Genomic DNA, 16,301 nt, shown 5'->3' with positions numbered 1-16,301 from the left:
ATACTCGGAGAAAAAAGGACTGAACGAATGAGCATGACCCCCGAACAGGCGGCCTGGTTCCGCGACACGTTCACCCGCCTCGTCGACAACGTCGACCAGGCTCTGATGGGCAAGCGCGAGGTGGTCGGACTCGTGCTGGCCGCGATGCTCGCCGAGGGCCACGTGCTCCTCGAGGATGCGCCGGGAACGGGAAAGACGAGCCTCGCGAAGGCGCTCGCCGCCAGCGTGCAGGGGTCGTCCACTCGCATTCAGTTCACGCCCGACCTGCTGCCCTCCGACGTGACGGGCGTCACGATCTACGACCAGGCGAACCACTCGTTCGAGTTCCACCGCGGTCCGGTGTTCGCCTCGATCGTGCTCGCGGACGAGATCAACCGCGCCTCGCCGAAGACCCAGTCCGCTCTCCTCGAGGTCATGGAGGAGTCGCGGGTGACCGTCGACGGCACCCCGCACGAGGTGGGGCGCCCGTTCCTGGTCATCGCGACACAGAACCCGATCGAGCAGGCGGGAACGTACAAGCTCCCCGAAGCGCAGCTCGACCGCTTCATGATCAAGACCTCGATCGGCTACCCCTCCCTCGCGGTCGCCGAACGGATCCTCGCGGGCAACGTCGAGCGCAACCCGTCGGCGAACCTCCAGGCGGTCATCACGACGCGTGCCGTCGCCGACATGGCCGACCTCGCGGCATCCGTCCACGTCGACCCCGCCGTGGCGCGCTACGCCGCGCAGCTCGTCGAGGCGACGCGTGAATCGGCGTCGACCAAGCTCGGCGTCTCGGTCCGCGGCGCGATCTCGATGATGCGCATCGCCCGCGTTGTCGCAGCCTCGCAGGGTCGCCACTACGTCATCCCCGACGACGTGAAGGCTCTGGCCGCGCCGGTGTGGACGCACCGTCTGGTGCTCGACCCCGAGGCGGAGTTCGCCGGCACGACGCCCGAGTCGATCATCGAGCGGGCACTCGGCGACGTCGAGGCACCCCTGGCACGGGCCTCCGCCTGATGACGATGACGCCGGAGGCTGTTCCCGAGACGCAGGACGCGACTCGGAACTCCGGTGTGCCCTCGGTGGCGGACGCCGCTGACGAGTCCGCCCCGCAGCTCGCGCCGCGCGAGGCGACGAGAGCGGAGCGGCTGCGCGAGACCGCCTTCGCGTGGGGCCGGATCGTCGGGCGGTACGCCCGGGTCGTCGCCGCCGCCATCCGTCCCGTGGGCTGGGTCGTGATCGCCCTGGCGATCGTGCTGTGGGTTGTGACGTTCACCCTCGGTTGGGAGGAGGCGTTCGTCGCCGCGGCCATCGCGACCGTGATCGTCGCCCTGTGCGTCATCTTCCTCTTCGGCCGCACCGCGTACGACGTGGAGCTGGACCTCACCCGCACTCGCGTGGTGGTGGGGGAGCGTGCGGTCGGTGCGCTCACGCTCGCCAACCGGACCTCGCGATCGCTCCTCCCCTCGGAGGTCGTTCTCCCGGTGGGCTCGGGTCGCGGCGTCTTCCAGGTGCCGCGGCTGCAGCCCGGCAGCGAGCACGAGGAACTCTTCGCGATCCCGACGACGGCTCGCGGCGTACTCGCGGTCGGACCGGTCAGCGTGCTGCGCGGCGACCCGCTGGGCCTGTTCGAGCGCACCAACGACCGCCGTCAGGCCGTCGATCTCTTCGTGCACCCGAAGACCACCTCGTTGGAAGGGCTCTCGCTCGGTCAGCTGCGCGACCTCGAGGGTCTGCCCGACCAGCATCTCGCCCGCGACGACGTGTCGTTCCACGCGCTGCGCGACTACCAGCCGGGCGACGACCTGCGTCACGTGCACTGGAAGTCCACCGCGCGCACCGGCACGCTCATGGTGCGTGAGTACGAGCAGACCCGTCGCTCGCACTTCGTCGTCGCGCTGTCGACGCACCCGGGGGAGTATCGCGACCCGCAGGAGTTCGAGACCGCGATCTCGGTCGGCGGTTCCATCGGCCTCCGTGCGCTCCGCGACTCGCGCACGCTCGATGTCCGCACCTCGGCCGGCCGCATCCGCGCCGAGACTGGTCGCCGCTTCCTCGACTCCCTGTCGGCTCTCGAGCCGAGCAAGCCGCGTGAGGGTGGGATCGTCGCGCTGGCGGGGGTCCTGGCCACCCATTCGCCGGATGCCGCTGTCGCGGTGCTCATCTGCGGCTCCACCCTCGACGCCGGTGAGCTGCGGCTGGCCTGCTCGCGCATCCCGTACGGCGTACGCGTGCTCGCGGTCATCGCCGACGGTCGGGTCGACAGCCCGGCCCTGCGCCGAGTGGGGGATGCCGACGTGGTGACCCTCGGCGACCTCGAACAGCTTCCGAGCGCGATCCGGAAGGTGCTGGCATGAGCGGCTTCAGTTGGCGGACACCCGCGGTCGACCTCCGGCGCCTCATCACCGACGTCGCAGCGGTGGTGCTGCTCATCGCCGTCGCCGTCATCGGGTTCGCGGCCACGTTCGAGGGGCCGCAGTACCTCGTCGCTGCGATCGGCGCGCTGGTCATCGGCCTCGCCCTCGCCTGGGTGGGCCTGCGGTGGCGCTGGGGCGTGCTGTCGCTGAGCGGCGCGACCATCGGCGCGTACTTCCTCTTCGGTGGCGCGCTCGCCCTTCCGCACACGGCTCTGCTCGGGGTCATCCCCACGATCGAGACGTGGCGCCAGCTGGCGATCGGTGTGGTGACGTCGTGGAAGGACCTCCTCACCACTGTTCCGCCGGTCGCGCCGAGCGACGGCCACCTCATCGTCCCGTTCCTGATGACGCTCGCGGCATCCGTGCTGGGAGGCTCTCTCGCCCTCCGCGCGAAGCATGCCGCGTGGGCGCTCCTGCCCCTCGCCCTCTACTTGGGACTCGCGATCCTGATGGGGACCGCGCAGCCGACCGCTCCGCTGCTGCAGGGCGTGATCTTCGCGATCGTCGCCGTTCTCTGGCTGGCGCTGCGCGCGCTGTGGAGCCCCGACCGTGCCGCCGTCGTCGCCGAGGCCCCGGGTGCCGGTGCGTCGCGGGCGGCACGCCTGCGCCGGCTGGTGTCGGGCGGTGTCGTGCTCGCGCTCGCCGCGGGCGTCGGTGTCGCGGCGGCGGCGTCCGCCAACCCTCCGGTCCAGCGGTACATCCTCCGCGACTTCGTGATCCCGCCGTTCGACATCCACGACTATCCGAGTCCCCTGCAGTCGTGGCGCAAGTTCGTCCGCGACTACGAAACCGAGACCCTCTTCCAGGTGTCGGGACTGCCCGACGACGGGCGGGTGCGACTGGCCACGATGGACGCCTACGACGGCATCGTCTTCAACGTCGCCGACGACGGCGCCGGCTCGTCGAGCGCCTTCACATCGGTGCGCTCGAACATGTCGCCCGGTGCCGAAGGCGACCCCACCACGGTGCGCGTCGAGGTCGATCAGCTCGATGGTGTCTGGCTCCCCACGGTGGGCGCTGCGAAGGAGTTCCTCTTCGACGGTGACCGCGCCAGCGACCTCCGCCGGGGTGCGCACTTCAACGACGCCACGGGCACCGCAGTGTCGACCGCGGCGCTCCAGGCCGGCGACGCGTACACGATCGACACCGTCATCCCCGTCGTCCCGAAGGACGAGGTGCTGGCCGACGTGCCGTTCGCCCCGCTGAAGATGCCCAAGCAGGAGGGCATCCCCCAGTCGCTCAGCGAGCTCGCCTCGAACGCGACCGAAGACGCGGAGAGCCCCATCGAGCGGGCGCGCGCCCTGGAGTCGTACCTGCAGTCGGACGGCTACTTCAGCCACGGCCTCGCCGACGACGTCTACTCGCCCTCGGGCCACGGCGCTGCGCGCATCTCGCAGCTCGTCGGCGGTGAGCAGATGATCGGCGACGACGAGCAGTATGCCGTGGCGATGGCGCTGATGGCGACGCAGCTCGGGATGCCGGCGCGCGTCGTCATGGGCTGGTACCCCGACGAGGAGGAGCGGAGCGCGGACGGCACGTTCAGCGCCACCGGCGACAACCTGCACGCCTGGGTGGAGATCGCCTTCACCGGGCACGGCTGGATCCCCTTCGACCCCACTCCTGACGAGGACAACGAGCCGAGCGAGCAGAACACCAAGCCGCGGGCCAATCCCAAGCCGCAGGTGCTGCAGCCGCCGCCGCCGGCTCAGGAGCCGGCCGAGCTCCCGCCGGCACTCGCCGAAGACCGCGGGCAGGATGACGAAGACGAGGCCGGGTTCGACTGGCTCGGTCCGATCCTGCTGTACAGCGGAATCAGCCTCGGCGTGATCGCCCTGCTCCTGTCGCCTTTCCTGGTGATCGGCGCCATCAAGGCGGCACGACGCACGAAGCGGTTCACGGCGCCCCGCGCCGCCGACCGCATCTCGGGCGGCTGGGACGAACTCGTCGATCGGGCGGCCGACTACCGTGTCGCGGTCCCCGCCGGCGCGACCCGTGCCGAGAGCGCCGAGGTCGTCGGCGCCGCCTTCGCGGGTGAACGCGTGACCACGCTGGCCCGGCGGGCCGACGCCGATGTCTACGGGCCCGGCGAGCCCACACCCGAAGACGTCGACGCCTTCTGGCGGGAGGTCGACGACATCGTCGGCGGCATCGCGGGTGGGACCACGTTCTGGAAGCGGCTGCGCGCCCGGTTGAGCCTGCGCTCGCTGCGGCGTCGTGCGCCGAAGGCGGGATCGAGCCGATGATGGGACGCACCCCCGCGAACCTCCGTCACCGCGTCCTCGCCGTTCTCGTCGACGCCGCCGTCGCGGTGGGTGTCGTGGCGGTGGCCTCGAGCCTGGCCGTGACACTGTCGGTCGTCACCGACGGTGCCGTGCCGCTCGCTCTGCTGGGCCCGATCTCGGCCGCCGCTGCGGTCGCGTGGCTCCTCGTGCAGTCCGCGATGCAGGGCGGTCAGGGATCGGTAGGCATGCGGCTCCTGGGTCTGCGGCTCGCCCACGCCGACGACGATCAGGACCTCGGCTTCGGCCGCGCCCTCGGGCGCAACCTGGTGTGGGCGGTCACCGGAGGGGTCATCGTCGGTGTCTTCTCCCCGCTGTTCGACCCGTCGCCCTGGCGGCGCGGCTGGCACGATCTCGCCAGCGGCGCGGTGATGGCGGATGCCATACCGGCACGCACGGCAGCCCCGCGGGCGGTCCGCCTGCCCGAGGTAGCGATCGAACCGGCTCCCGCACGCGAGCGGGTGACGCCTGCCACGCCGCGCATCGCGCCGGCATCGCCGCGCGTCGAGCCCGCCGTGCCGCGCGTCGAGCCCGCAGTGGTGCGAGTCGAGCCCGCCGTCCTCCACCTCGACCCGGTCGCCCTCCGTGCCGAGCCGGCCGTCCTCCCGGCTGCCGCCGCGTCGACGCGGCTGTCCGCGCCGGCGGCATCCGTCGCGATCGCACCGTCGCCCGCGTCGTGGGCGCCGTCCGCCCCCCGGGCAGCCGCGCGCATCCCGCGCACGCTCCCGGTCGATGTCATCTCGACCGTGCCCGGCGTGCCCACGCGGGGCGGTGTCTCGCCGAGTGCGGCGCAGGCCGCGCCGCCGGCGACCCTGGCACTGCTCGTCTGGGACGACGGCACCCGCCACACCGTGTACGACGCCACCCTGTTCGGCCGCAGTCCTGCGGGAGAGCCCGGTCTGCGGGTGACGCCGGTGCGCGACGAGACCCTCTCGATCTCGAAGACGCACTTCGAGATCGGCGCCGACGCGCAGGGCACCTGGATCGTCGACCGTCACTCGCTCAACGGCGTCGTGATCACGCGCGGCGGGATGCCGCAGCGCATCGTGCCGGGCGAGCGTGCACGTCTGTGGGCCGGCGATGTCGTCGACGTGGGTGACCGCCGCGTGACCGTGGAGAGCGCGCGATGACCGAGCTGGTCATCGACATCGAGGCCGGAGCCGCCACCCACCCCGGTCTCAAGCGCCGGGTGAACGAGGATTCGCATCTGGCGCGCTATCCGCTGTTCCTCGTCGCCGACGGCATGGGAGGTCACGACGCGGGCGCCGCGGCGAGCGCGGCCGTCGTGGCGGAGTTCGCCCTGCTCGCCGGAGCGCGCTCGGTCGGCATCGACGCCATGCGGGGAGCTCTGGCTCGCGCGCGCGTCACCGTGGACGGCATCGGCAACCAGGGGCGCGCGGCCGGGACGACGCTCAGCGGCGTCGCCGTGACCGAGGTGGACGGCTCGGGGTATTGGCTCACCGTCAACGTGGGCGACTCGCGCACCTACCGGTACGCCGAAGGTGAGCTCGAGCAGATCAGCGTCGACCATTCGGTGGTCCAGGAGCTCATCGATGCCGGCGTTCTCGACGGCGCCGCCGCCGGCACGGACAGTCGGCGCAACGAGATCACCCGGGCGATCGGTGCGGGCAGTGGCGGCGAAGCCGACTTCTGGCTCGTTCCCGCCGAACCGGGAGACCGCATGCTGATCTGCTCCGACGGCCTGTCGGGCGAGGTCCCCGAGGAGCGGATCGCGCAGATCCTCGCCGACGTCCGCAACCCGCAGGAAGCGGCGACGCGCCTCGTCCACGAGGCGATGCTCCACGGCGGGCGCGACAACATCACGGCGGTCGTGGTCGACGCCGTGCGTGTGGCAGGGCACGATGATGATGCGTATGAAACGGCCCCGGCAGGCGGGTCGTACGACGCAGAGGGTGACACGGTGCCGCGTGCAGCGGCAGGAGGAGACGGCTGATGCGCGCAGTGCGATACCGGCCCGACGGCGGTGAGCAGGCCTGGCGGGCCGCCGTGACCGGATCGGCGTTGGCGGTGCTGCCTCCCGAGGTGACCTCGCACGCGGTCGAGGCGGTCTGGCGGCGACTCGACGCCGGCGGCATCGGCGTGATCCTCGAATCGCTCACCGGTGCGTTCGGCACCTCTCTGACGGCGATCCCCCCGTTCGGTCTCGCGATCGCCGAGGGCGACGGTGTCCGTGTCGCCGTACGCGGCCCGGTCGAGCTGGTCGTCGAGACCGCGTCGGGCGCCGAATCGATCTCGGGTGCCGGAGTGTCGACCTGGACGGAGCGCTTCATCGCCGGGGCGACGCAGGTGAGCGTCGAGCTCGGCGCCGCGGGCCATGCCGACACGTTGCCGATCGATTCCGGCGTCGTCCCCGCCGCCAGCCTCGTCCTGCGCTTGACCGACGACGCTCCGGCATCCGGGCCGATCCCCGTCCCCGCGGCGACCGCTGTTCCCGCGGCTCCCGCGAAGCCCGCCGTCCCGGCGAAGCCGGCAGCCGCCCAGTCGGCAGCCACCCAGACGCCGACGCCGCCGACAGCGGCAGTGCCGGTGGCAGACGCCCTCGGTGAGACCGTCGTGACGGATGCCGGTGCCGCGAAGGCCCGTCGCGACGAGGTCGCCGCTGACGATCCGCCTGTCGACGCCGACGAATCCGCCGCCGAAGAGGACGCGTCGCCCAGCGGCGTCCCGGGCCTGGTGACCGGTGTGCCCGCGGCATCCGATCGGCAAGACAGCGAACCGCAGGGTCGCACTCCGACGGAGCTCGACGATCCGATGCTGGGCGAGACGATCGCGAGTCCGCGGAAACCGGCGACCCCGCCTGTGCCGCCGGTTCCGTCCCTGCCGCCGTTCGTACCGCCCGCGGCGCCGACTCCGCAGCGGCTTGGCGACCACGACGGGGCCACCATCTCGGTGGCCGAGGCGCGCGCCCTGCGCGGCGAGTCCGCCCCGCGCTTCGACTCGATCGACGACGTGCCCGCCCGCACGCCATCGCAGGGGCGGATCCGTCTCGCGGATGGGCGGACGTTCGAGCTGGAGCGCACCGTGATCGTGGGTCGCCGCCCCCGCTCCACGCGTCCCGCCGAGGCGGAGCTGCCGACGCTGATCGCCGTCGACGGACCCCAGCACGACATCTCCCGCAACCACGTCGAGATCCGCGCCGAGGGCGAACACGTCCTGGCCGTCGATCTCGCGAGCACCAACGGGACCGTCCTGCTGCGCGGCGGTCACGACCCGGTGCGTCTGCACCCGAATGAGCCGACCATGGTGGTGAACGCCGACGTGCTCGACCTGGGCGACGGCGTCACCCTGACGTTCGAGGATCTTCCGTGAGCTCCAAGCGCGCCCCCGCGCCCCCGCCGCAGCTGCCCGGCTTCACCTATCAGCAGGTCCTCGGTTCCGGCGGGTTCGCCGACGTCTACCTGTACGAGCAGGCGCTCCCTCGGCGTCGCGTGGCGGTGAAAGTCCTCCTCGCCGACAAGATGACCGGTGGGGCGGTCGAGCAGTTCCAGGCTGAGGCGAACGTCATGGCCATGCTCTCGACGCACCCGGCCATCGTCACCATCTACCAGGCCGGCGTCTCCGACGACGGCCGGTCGTACCTCGTGATGGAGTACTGCTCCAAGCCGAACCTGCAGGTCCGCGCCCGCACCGCGCCGATATCTGTGGCAGAGGCGCTGCGTGTCGGCATCCAGGTAGCGGCAGCCGTCGAGACGGCCCACCGCGCCGGCATCCTCCATCGCGACATCAAGCCGGCCAACATCCTCGTGACGGAGTACAACCGTCCCGCGCTCACCGACTTCGGCATCGCCACGACGGCCGACGGCACCGACCCCTCCGCGGGGATGTCGATCCCGTGGTCGCCGCCCGAGTCCTTCGCCGACGTCCCCGAGTTCACCGTCCGCTCCGACGTGTGGGCGCTCGGCGCCTCCGTCTACAACCTGCTCGCGGGCCGCTCGCCGTTCGAGGTGCCGGGCGGCCGCAACGGCGGCGCCGACCTCATCCGTCGCATCGAATCGGAGCCGCTCGCGCGGTTGGAGCGCCCCGACGCCCCGGCATCCCTCCACCTCGTCCTCGAGCGCGCGATGGCCAAGCGCTCAGCCGATCGTTACGAGTCGGCGGTCGCCTTCGCCCGCGCCCTGCAGAAGGTGCAGATCGAGCTCGCGCACTCGGTGACGCCGATCGACATCCTCGACGACTCCCCGCCCGAAGAGGAGAAGGAGGAGGACGGTGAGCTCACCCGCGTGCGCGGCATCGTCAGCATCGACCCGCAGACCTCCCCGGCCGCGGGCCCCACCTGGGAGCGCTCGGCGCTCGGCAATGCGCAGGGGTTCGCTCCGCCCGATACCGGCGGATCGGATGCCACGGCGCTGCGCGCTCCGATGTCGATCCCCCCGTCCGCACCGGTGGCCTCGCCCGTCGAGGATGGCACGATCGTGCGTGGTCCCCGTGCGGTGCCGCCGGCTGCGGCGCCCTACGGAACGGCCCCCAGCGCGGTTCCCGACACCACGCAGGCGGGGATGGCGCACGCGGCGGCGACCCACCCCGCGACGACTGCGCCGCAGGGGCCCGTCCCCGTGGCGCCGGCGCCGGACGGGCCGAAGTCGCGTCGCGGCCTGTGGATCGGACTCGCCATCGCGGCCGCGGCGATCGTCGTCGTGGGGGTCGTGGCGACGGCGAGCCTGCTCGCGCCGCCGCCCGACGAGACCGCCCCGGAGCCGACGACCTCCGAGGAACCCAAGCCGCAGGACCCCGTCGCCGGCTTCGTCGCACCCCCGGCCGACGGCCGCGGTGCGATCAGCGGCGAGACCGCCATCTTCACCTGGAAGAACCCCGACCCCGAGAGCGGCGACAGCTTCGTGTGGTCGCGCGTGACGCTGGACGGCAGCGGCTCCGACGCGCGCGCGGTGGCCGACCCGACCGTTTCGATCGACCTCAACGGGGAGACGCAGGCGTGCATCGACGTCGCGGTGCGCCGTGCCGACGGAACCGTCAGTCAGGACTCGCGCATCTGCGCAGCGAACTGACCGGAGTCAGCCGCGGTCGAGCACCTTCACGATCACCGAGCGCCGGCGCAGTTCGGCGACGGTCCGCGTCTCTTCGGAGGCGTCACGACCCAGTGCCTTCGCATCGGTCACGACGACCACGTCGCCGGCACCGAGGCGCCCGAAGAGTCGAGTCAGCCGCTCCTCCCACGTCTCGCCGGTTTCGGGTGCGGGATGCCGGAACCCCTCGATCGGCACGCCGAAACGTGACAGCGCCTCACGCTGAGCCACGATGCTCGGCATGTCGGGGCGCGAGACGACGAGACCGACCAGGCGTGCGCCGGCGGGGAGCGCCAGCCACCACTCCGGGGTGGACTGCAGCGCCGCCAGCGCCGGGGGGACGTCGGCCGGGTCGGCGGGGATCGCGATGAGGCGCGACTCGGCGTAGTCGGCCGGGGCGTTCTCACCCGATGCTGCGTCCACGGTGCTCTCCTTTGCGCGGTCCTCCCATTGTGGCCGACGGTGGCGCCGACGACGTACCCGGACCTGCCCGAAGCACGGTTTCCGGCCCGCGCGCAACCACCTGCGCGCGACACCCGCGGGGGAGTATTTTCCCGGCATGACATTCAATCCCGATGCAGATGTCACCGGTTCCAGCGCCAAGCGGCGCGGCCGGGGACCGGTGATCGCCGGCGGCGCCGGATTCGTGGGCATCGCCGTCGTCGTGATCAGCATGCTGACCGGCGTCGACCTCACCGGGCTCGTCGGAGGCGGCTCGCAGGGCTCGCAGGACCCCGGCACGGCGGTCGAAGGGTGCCTCACGGGGCAGGACGCGAACGAAGACGACGTCTGCCGCCTCGACGCGGGCGAAGAGGTGATCAACTCCTACTGGGCCGACATGCTCGGCGAGCAGTACCGTGCACCCGAGCTCGTCATCGTCGACCAGTCGACCCAGAGCGCGTGCGGCACCGCCTCGAACGCGACGGGTCCGTTCTACTGCCCGCCCGAGGAGAAGGTCTACATCGACCCCACCTTCTGGTCTATCGTGCGCCAGCAGCTCGGCGCCGACGCCGGCAACCTCGCGCAGCTCTACGTCCTGTCCCACGAGTACGGGCACCACGTGCAGCAGCTTCTCGGCATCTTCGAGCAGTACCCCCGCGAGGGGACGGGCGAGGACAGCAACGCGGTGCGCACCGAACTGCAGGCCGACTGCTTCGCCGGAGCCTGGGTCGCGGATGCCGCGAGCCAGAAAGACAAGAACGGCGTCTCGTACATGAAGGAGCCCACGCGTCAGGAGATCGACGACGCGCTGGAGGCTGCGGCGGCGGTCGGGGACGACCACATCCAGGAGCAGTCCGGACAGGTGAACCCGGAGAGCTGGACGCACGGTTCGAGCGAGCAGCGGCAGCGCTGGTTCACCCACGGGTACGAGGGAGGTTGGGAAGCCTGCGATACGTTTGCGGTGTCCGGAAGAGAACTCTGAGCCGCATTCTGAACGGCGCTGGACTCCGTCTCGGCCCGCCCTCAGCGGGCACTGGTAGGCTGGGGTAGTTGCGGCATCCTCCCCGATGCCCCTCGCGTCGTAGAACGCATCATCCGCTGCCGATCGATTGATCGTCGCCGGCGACTCCTTCTCACGGCGAACCCGCATGCGCACCCGCATCCGGGCCACCGATCCGGGCGATCACGCCCGAGTTAGTTCTGTCATGACTGAACCCACGTTCGGCACGCTCGGCGTGCCTGCACCCCTCGTCTCGGCGCTCGCCGCGGACGGCAAGACCACCCCGTTCCCGATCCAGATCGATACGCTCCCCGACACGCTCGCCGGACGCGACGTCCTGGGCCGCGGCCGCACCGGCTCGGGCAAGACCCTCGCCTTCTCGATCCCCCTGGTCGCGCGCCTGGGCCAGGAGCTCGCCGGTGGCACCCGCCGCCGTGGCCGCATCCTCGGTCTCGTGCTCGCCCCCACCCGCGAGCTCGCGACGCAGATTGATCGCACCCTCGCGCCGCTGGCAGCTGCGTACGGTATGACGACCACCACCATCTTCGGCGGCGTCAACCAGAACCGTCAGGTGCAGGCGCTGCGCGCCGGCGCCGACATCGTCGTGGCCTGCCCCGGTCGCCTCGAGGACCTCATGCAGCAGAAGCTCGTGAGCCTGGATGCCGTGGAGATCACGGTCATCGACGAGGCCGATCACATGGCAGACCTCGGCTTCCTGCCGGGTGTCACGCGGATCCTGAACGCGACGCCGCAGGGCGCACAGCGGATGCTGTTCAGCGCCACCCTGGACAACGGTGTCGACAAGCTCGTGAACCGCTTCCTCCAGAACGAGGTGCTGCACTCCGTCGACGAGGCGCACTCGCCGGTCGCGGCCATGACCCACCACGTGTTCCACGTCGCGGGCAGTGACGAGAAGAAGGAGCTCGTGAAGTTCCTCGCCTCGGGCATGGGACGCCGCATCCTCTTCACCCGCACCAAGCACGCCGCCAAGAAGCTCGCGAAGCAGCTGACCTCGCAGGGCATCCCGTCGGTCGACCTGCACGGCAACCTGTCGCAGCCGCAGCGCGACCGCAACCTCGCCGCGTTCTCGTCGGGCGAGGCGAAGGTCCTCGTCGCGACCGACGTCGCCGCCCGCGGTGTGCACGTCGACAACGTCGAGCTGGTCGTCCACGTCGACCCGCCCATGGAGCACAAGGCGTACCTGCACCGCTCGGGCCGCACCGCACGTGCCGGCGCCGAGGGCGCGGTCGTCACGATCGTGATGCCCGAGCAGCGTCGTGACGTCGACGGCCTTCTCCGCAAGGCGTCGATCTCCGTCACCCCCGAGACGGTCACCGCGGCGTCGCCGTCGGTGGTCGACCTCGTCGGCCAGGTGGCGCCGCACGTCACCCCGGCTCCGGTTCAGGAGCAGCCGCGCGGCGGCGGTCGCAGCCAGGGCGCCAACGCGCAGCGCAAGCGCGCCGCACGCGCCGGTCAGGGCGGCGGCGAATCCGGCGGTCGCGGTCAGGGCGCGACGCGCGGTCAGGCCAGCGGGCGTGATCAGGCCAGCGGTCGCGGTCAGGGCGCCGGGCGCGATCAGGGTGCCGGGCGCGGCGCCGGGAACGGTCGGGGCACCGGGGGCGGTCGCACCGCTCAGGCCCCGGCGGCTCGTTCGCACGGTGCGTCGCACGGTCAGGGAGCCTCGGCGGGTCACTCCGGCGCGAAGTCGGGAGCCCCGGCATCCGGCGGCGCCCGCCGTACCGGTCGTCGTGCGTCGACCGGCGGCCTGACGGTCGGCTCGGTCGTCCGCCAGAACGGCGGCAACCGGCGCACCGGCCGATGAGCGACGCTCGCGCTCGCTGACGCCTCCGGGCTCACGACGACGCGAGGCTCACAGTTCTCCGCGAGGGTCACACGATTCGCTTGAATCCGTGTGGCCCTCGCGTCATTCTGTGCGGCTCGCGGATGGGATGCCGCAGGCGCGACGCCGCGTCCACACGGCCCGCCGTTGCCCCCCGGCGCGCTACGCGCCAAATGCGCGGACGAGGGTGACGGCGAGGCGGCCCCAGTGGCGGTCGATGCGGAACCGCGCGAAGCCCTCCGACACCGCGGCGCCGGTGCGCGCCGTGACGAACCACGGCGGCTTGGGGAGCACCGAGAACCGGCTCCTCCCGAGCGAGCGGGGGAAGGGGCGGAACGGCCCGCGCACGACCGTGCGCTCCACGTCGTCGAGCAGCAGCGCGTTGTGCACGATGCCGAGTCCGCTCGGAGCGTCGTCGACGGTGCCGCCCGGGTAGGCGCCCCAGGTCGCCGTCGGCGTGAGGAACCCGAACGCGGTCCAGGAGTTGACGGCGACGGTGCCGTACCGCAGGCGCGCGACGGCCTCCTCGAACCGCGGGCCGAGTCGGTGCTGCGTCTCAGGGTCGACGAGGATGTTCGCCCCGAGGGTTCCGGTGAGGCGGTTGTTCGCGTGCTCGACGGCGGCATCCAGGAACCCTTCCGCATCCCCACCCAGGGGGAGGATGCCGAGGACCGGCGCGAAGTACTCGGTGGTCTCCACGTCGCCGCCGCCGGTGACGATCGCCCGGGTGTCACCCGACGACCACTCCGCGTCGGGGTAGGCCTCCCGCACGGCCGCGAGGCGCGCGTCGCTGTGCGGGTACCAGACCGGGCGGCGGGGTGCGCGGGCGTACGCTCGGCGGAGTTCGCGCTCGAACTCTTCCCGCTGCGGCCAGTCCCGGCTGAGGAGCACGACCTGGCCGGCGATGCAGTTGTGTCCGCTGTTCTGCAGGCGCATCGTGGCGATGTGCTCGGCCTGGAAGCGCAGGTCGGCGCGCGACCACCGACCGGGCACGACGATGATCGGCGAGACCCCGCCGAGCTCCGCGGTGATCGGCACGGCGAGGCGGTCCTTCCCACCGCCCACGATGGCGCGGAAGGTGGCCTCGGATCCGGTGATGTGGATGTGGTCGATGTCGGGATGCCGCGTCAGGTACGCCCCGACCTCGCCGCCGCCGCGCACGATCTGCACGGCGCCGACGGTGACCAGCGGGGCGAGGGCTCGCGTGAAGACGGGCACCAGCGCATCCTGCGTGGGGTTCACCTTCAGGAGCGCAACCCGGCCGAACGCGATCAGCTCGTAGAGCACGTCGAGGAAGGGGATCGAGGTCACGTTCCCCGCCCCGAGCACGAGTCCCACGCCGCCGTTGATGGACGGATGCCGCGCCGCGAGGCCGGCGGCATCCCTCGCCTGCCGCGCAGACACGCCGGGTCGCAACCAGACCTCGGTCGTGTACCCCGAGAGCAGGAGGGCGTCGATCGGATTCAGCGGCGAGGTGTGGACGACGGTGCGACCGCCCGGAGCCGTGCCCGTGCGCACCCGGTCGATCGGGCTGCGGCCCTCGATGAGCGACTTGAGGGTGTCGGCGTACGCGTCGAGCGCGACCAGCGCCGCGTACGGTCCCGCCAACCATTCCTCGCCGCGGAGGGGGTGACCTGCGGACAGGCCCTTACCGGCGGCGGCGATGTTCGCCCAGTCCGCGGCGACGACGCCGACCGCGGCGCGGACCTTGAGGAGGAGTGCACGCCGCTCGGTGAGCGTCTTCGACGCCCAGGCGTCGGCCCCGACGCGCAGGCGCGCGATCGCCGCGTCGAGGGCGGCGCGGCTGTCTTCGCTCGAGGACGCGGTGGCCGGTGACGTCGTCGTCATCGTGCGGGATGCCGCGGAGCGGTCAGATCAGCGACAGTTCGCGGAGCTTGGCCGCGACGTCGTCGTTGCTGGGCTCGACGTGGTGCGACGCGTCGGGGTAGACGACGACCGGGATGTTGGTGCGGCCGGAGATCTCGCGGGCGACGTCTGCCGCTTCGGGCTCTGCCTCCAGGTCGATGTAGCGGTAGGCGACGCCGAGCCCGTCGAGCTGGGCCTTCGTGCGGCGGCAGTCGCGGCACCAGTCGGCGCCGAACATCGTGATCTGGTCGGTCGTTTCGGTCATGGTTCCAGCGTACGCCCGGGGGAGACGGCCTCGGCGGTCTCGGCGGCGGCTGTCCGGCGGGCGCGGGCAGGGGCGTACACGACGAGCGCGTGGAACATGAATCGGAGCACGAACGCGGCGATGAGGGTGAGTGCGGCGGCGAGGACGGCGGGGATGTGCACGCCTTCGACGAGGATCGACAGCACCGGGATGCGGATGATCGCCTCAAGGCCGTTGAAGGTGAACGACTTGACGAACCGTGCCCGCATCCGGCCCGACTCCGAGCGCATGTCGGCGAAGACGAGGTACTCGAGCAGGAAGAAGTTCGTGATGATCGTGATGACGCTCGCCGCGATCGCGGCGGGCACGTAGTCGACGCCGAGCCGGATGAGCCCCCACATGATGATGAGGTTCGCGATCGCGCCGACGCCACCGACGAGCGCGAACGCCGACATGCGCCCGAAGCGGAGCATCGCGAGCTGGGTGAGGAAGCGGATCCCCTGGGTGAAGGTCGCCTTCGACTGGCCGGCGTAGCGCTGCGCGAAGTCGAAGGGCACTTCGTCCAGGCGGAGCTGGCGGCGGGCGAGGATCTCGAGCAGGATCTTGAACCCGCGAGGCCGCAGGGCGTCGAGGTCGACGGCATCCGTGTCGAGGAGGAAGAAGCCGGTCATCGGGTCGGTGCAGCCGGCGAGCTTGCGCGGGAACATCGCCTTCGTGAGTGCGGTCGACGCGCGCGAGACTGCCGTGCGCGTCGCGTCGGCGAGCCCCTTCGAGGTGCCGCCCGACGCGTACCGCGATGCGATCACCACCTCGACATCGCCGCGCTCGGCCCGCTCGATGAGCCGGGGGATGTCTTCGGGTGGATGCTGCAGATCGCCGTCCATCACGAGGCACCACCGGGAGGTCGCGACGCGGAAGCCCTCCACGACAGCACCGCCCAGACCCGCGGTCGGGACATCGCGGTGGATGAGGCGCACCGGGAATCCGGCTCGTTCGGCGGCGGCGGCGATCACCGCGGGGGTGTCGTCGGACGAGTCGTCGACGAAGATCACCTCGAACACGCGTCCCTCGAGCGTCTCCCCGATGCGGCGCAGCAGCTCATCGACGTTCGGACCCTCGTTGAAGGTCGGGACGATGATCGACAGATCCATGGGGGCTCGCGATGCTCGGCGGGCACGGGGACGCCTCAG

At 71.7% G+C, this 16,301-nt stretch carries 13 protein-coding genes; 9 read left to right on the top strand and 4 right to left on the bottom strand.

Going from position 1 to position 16,301, the window contains the following annotated elements; translation table 11 throughout:
• The first annotated feature begins 27 nt into the window (after positions 1-27).
• The 7 genes from BKA24_RS00375 to BKA24_RS00345 are packed head-to-tail and all read left to right on the top strand — an operon-like array spanning position 28 to position 9,702.
• The gene (locus tag BKA24_RS00375; protein WP_184214196.1) at positions 28-999 is read left to right on the top strand and encodes an AAA family ATPase; all 972 of its coding nucleotides are present in this window, start codon (positions 28-30) and stop codon (positions 997-999) included.
• On the top strand, positions 999-2,339 hold the full coding sequence (locus BKA24_RS00370; protein ID WP_184214194.1) for a DUF58 domain-containing protein: 1,341 nt from the start codon (positions 999-1,001) through the stop codon (positions 2,337-2,339). The genes BKA24_RS00375 and BKA24_RS00370 overlap by 1 nt, the downstream gene beginning before the upstream one ends.
• On the top strand, positions 2,336-4,642 hold the full coding sequence (locus BKA24_RS00365) for a transglutaminase TgpA family protein (protein WP_184214192.1): 2,307 nt from the start codon (positions 2,336-2,338) through the stop codon (positions 4,640-4,642). The genes BKA24_RS00370 and BKA24_RS00365 overlap by 4 nt, the downstream gene beginning before the upstream one ends.
• Positions 4,639-5,808 carry an RDD family protein gene (locus BKA24_RS00360; RefSeq protein WP_184214190.1) on the top strand — a complete coding sequence of 390 codons (1,170 nt, stop codon included), beginning with the start codon at positions 4,639-4,641 and terminating at the stop codon, positions 5,806-5,808. Before BKA24_RS00365 ends, BKA24_RS00360 begins: the two co-directional genes overlap by 4 nt.
• Complete coding sequence (locus BKA24_RS00355; RefSeq protein ID WP_184214188.1) at positions 5,805-6,632, top strand: PP2C family protein-serine/threonine phosphatase; 828 nt, start codon at positions 5,805-5,807, stop codon at positions 6,630-6,632. The genes BKA24_RS00360 and BKA24_RS00355 overlap by 4 nt, the downstream gene beginning before the upstream one ends.
• Positions 6,632-8,008, top strand: coding sequence for an FHA domain-containing protein (locus tag BKA24_RS00350; protein WP_184214186.1), 1,377 nt, complete (start codon positions 6,632-6,634; stop codon positions 8,006-8,008). The genes BKA24_RS00355 and BKA24_RS00350 overlap by 1 nt, the downstream gene beginning before the upstream one ends.
• Positions 8,005-9,702, top strand: coding sequence for a protein kinase domain-containing protein (locus BKA24_RS00345; protein WP_184214184.1), 1,698 nt, complete (start codon positions 8,005-8,007; stop codon positions 9,700-9,702). The genes BKA24_RS00350 and BKA24_RS00345 overlap by 4 nt, the downstream gene beginning before the upstream one ends.
• Before the next feature lie 6 nt (positions 9,703-9,708).
• Here BKA24_RS00345 and BKA24_RS00340 read toward each other — a convergent pair whose 3' ends face one another.
• Positions 9,709-10,143, bottom strand: coding sequence for a recombinase family protein (locus tag BKA24_RS00340; RefSeq protein WP_184214182.1), 435 nt, complete (start codon positions 10,141-10,143; stop codon positions 9,709-9,711).
• Positions 10,144-10,279: 136 nt separating this feature from the next.
• Here BKA24_RS00340 and ypfJ point away from each other — a divergent pair, with 136 nt between their 5' ends.
• Both ypfJ and BKA24_RS00330 read left to right on the top strand, forming a co-directional pair.
• Positions 10,280-11,143, top strand: coding sequence for a KPN_02809 family neutral zinc metallopeptidase (gene ypfJ / locus BKA24_RS00335; RefSeq protein WP_184214179.1), 864 nt, complete (start codon positions 10,280-10,282; stop codon positions 11,141-11,143).
• Positions 11,144-11,366: 223 nt separating this feature from the next.
• Positions 11,367-12,983: a DEAD/DEAH box helicase gene (locus tag BKA24_RS00330; RefSeq protein WP_184214177.1), complete on the top strand. Its 1,617-nt coding sequence runs from the start codon at positions 11,367-11,369 to the stop codon at positions 12,981-12,983.
• Between the two features lie 180 nt (positions 12,984-13,163).
• On the opposite strand, the gene BKA24_RS00325 is transcribed toward BKA24_RS00330, so the two are convergent.
• Genes BKA24_RS00325 through BKA24_RS00315 form a run of 3 tightly spaced genes read right to left on the bottom strand, consistent with a single transcriptional unit; the run spans position 13,164 to position 16,262 of the window.
• Complete coding sequence (locus BKA24_RS00325; RefSeq protein WP_184214175.1) at positions 13,164-14,849, bottom strand: aldehyde dehydrogenase family protein; 1,686 nt, start codon at positions 14,847-14,849, stop codon at positions 13,164-13,166.
• A 22-nt stretch (positions 14,850-14,871) separates the two neighbouring features.
• The gene (locus BKA24_RS00320; protein WP_184214173.1) at positions 14,872-15,132 is read right to left on the bottom strand and encodes a glutaredoxin family protein; all 261 of its coding nucleotides are present in this window, start codon (positions 15,130-15,132) and stop codon (positions 14,872-14,874) included.
• On the bottom strand, positions 15,129-16,262 hold the full coding sequence (locus BKA24_RS00315) for a glycosyltransferase (RefSeq protein WP_184214171.1): 1,134 nt from the start codon (positions 16,260-16,262) through the stop codon (positions 15,129-15,131). Before BKA24_RS00315 ends, BKA24_RS00320 begins: the two co-directional genes overlap by 4 nt.
• Positions 16,263-16,301 lie beyond the last annotated feature (39 nt).

It is taken from the genome of Microbacterium marinum (assembly GCF_014204835.1).
In the GTDB taxonomy this organism is placed as follows: domain Bacteria; phylum Actinomycetota; class Actinomycetes; order Actinomycetales; family Microbacteriaceae; genus Microbacterium; species Microbacterium marinum.
This window is presented reverse-complemented; position numbering and strand designations above follow the sequence as displayed.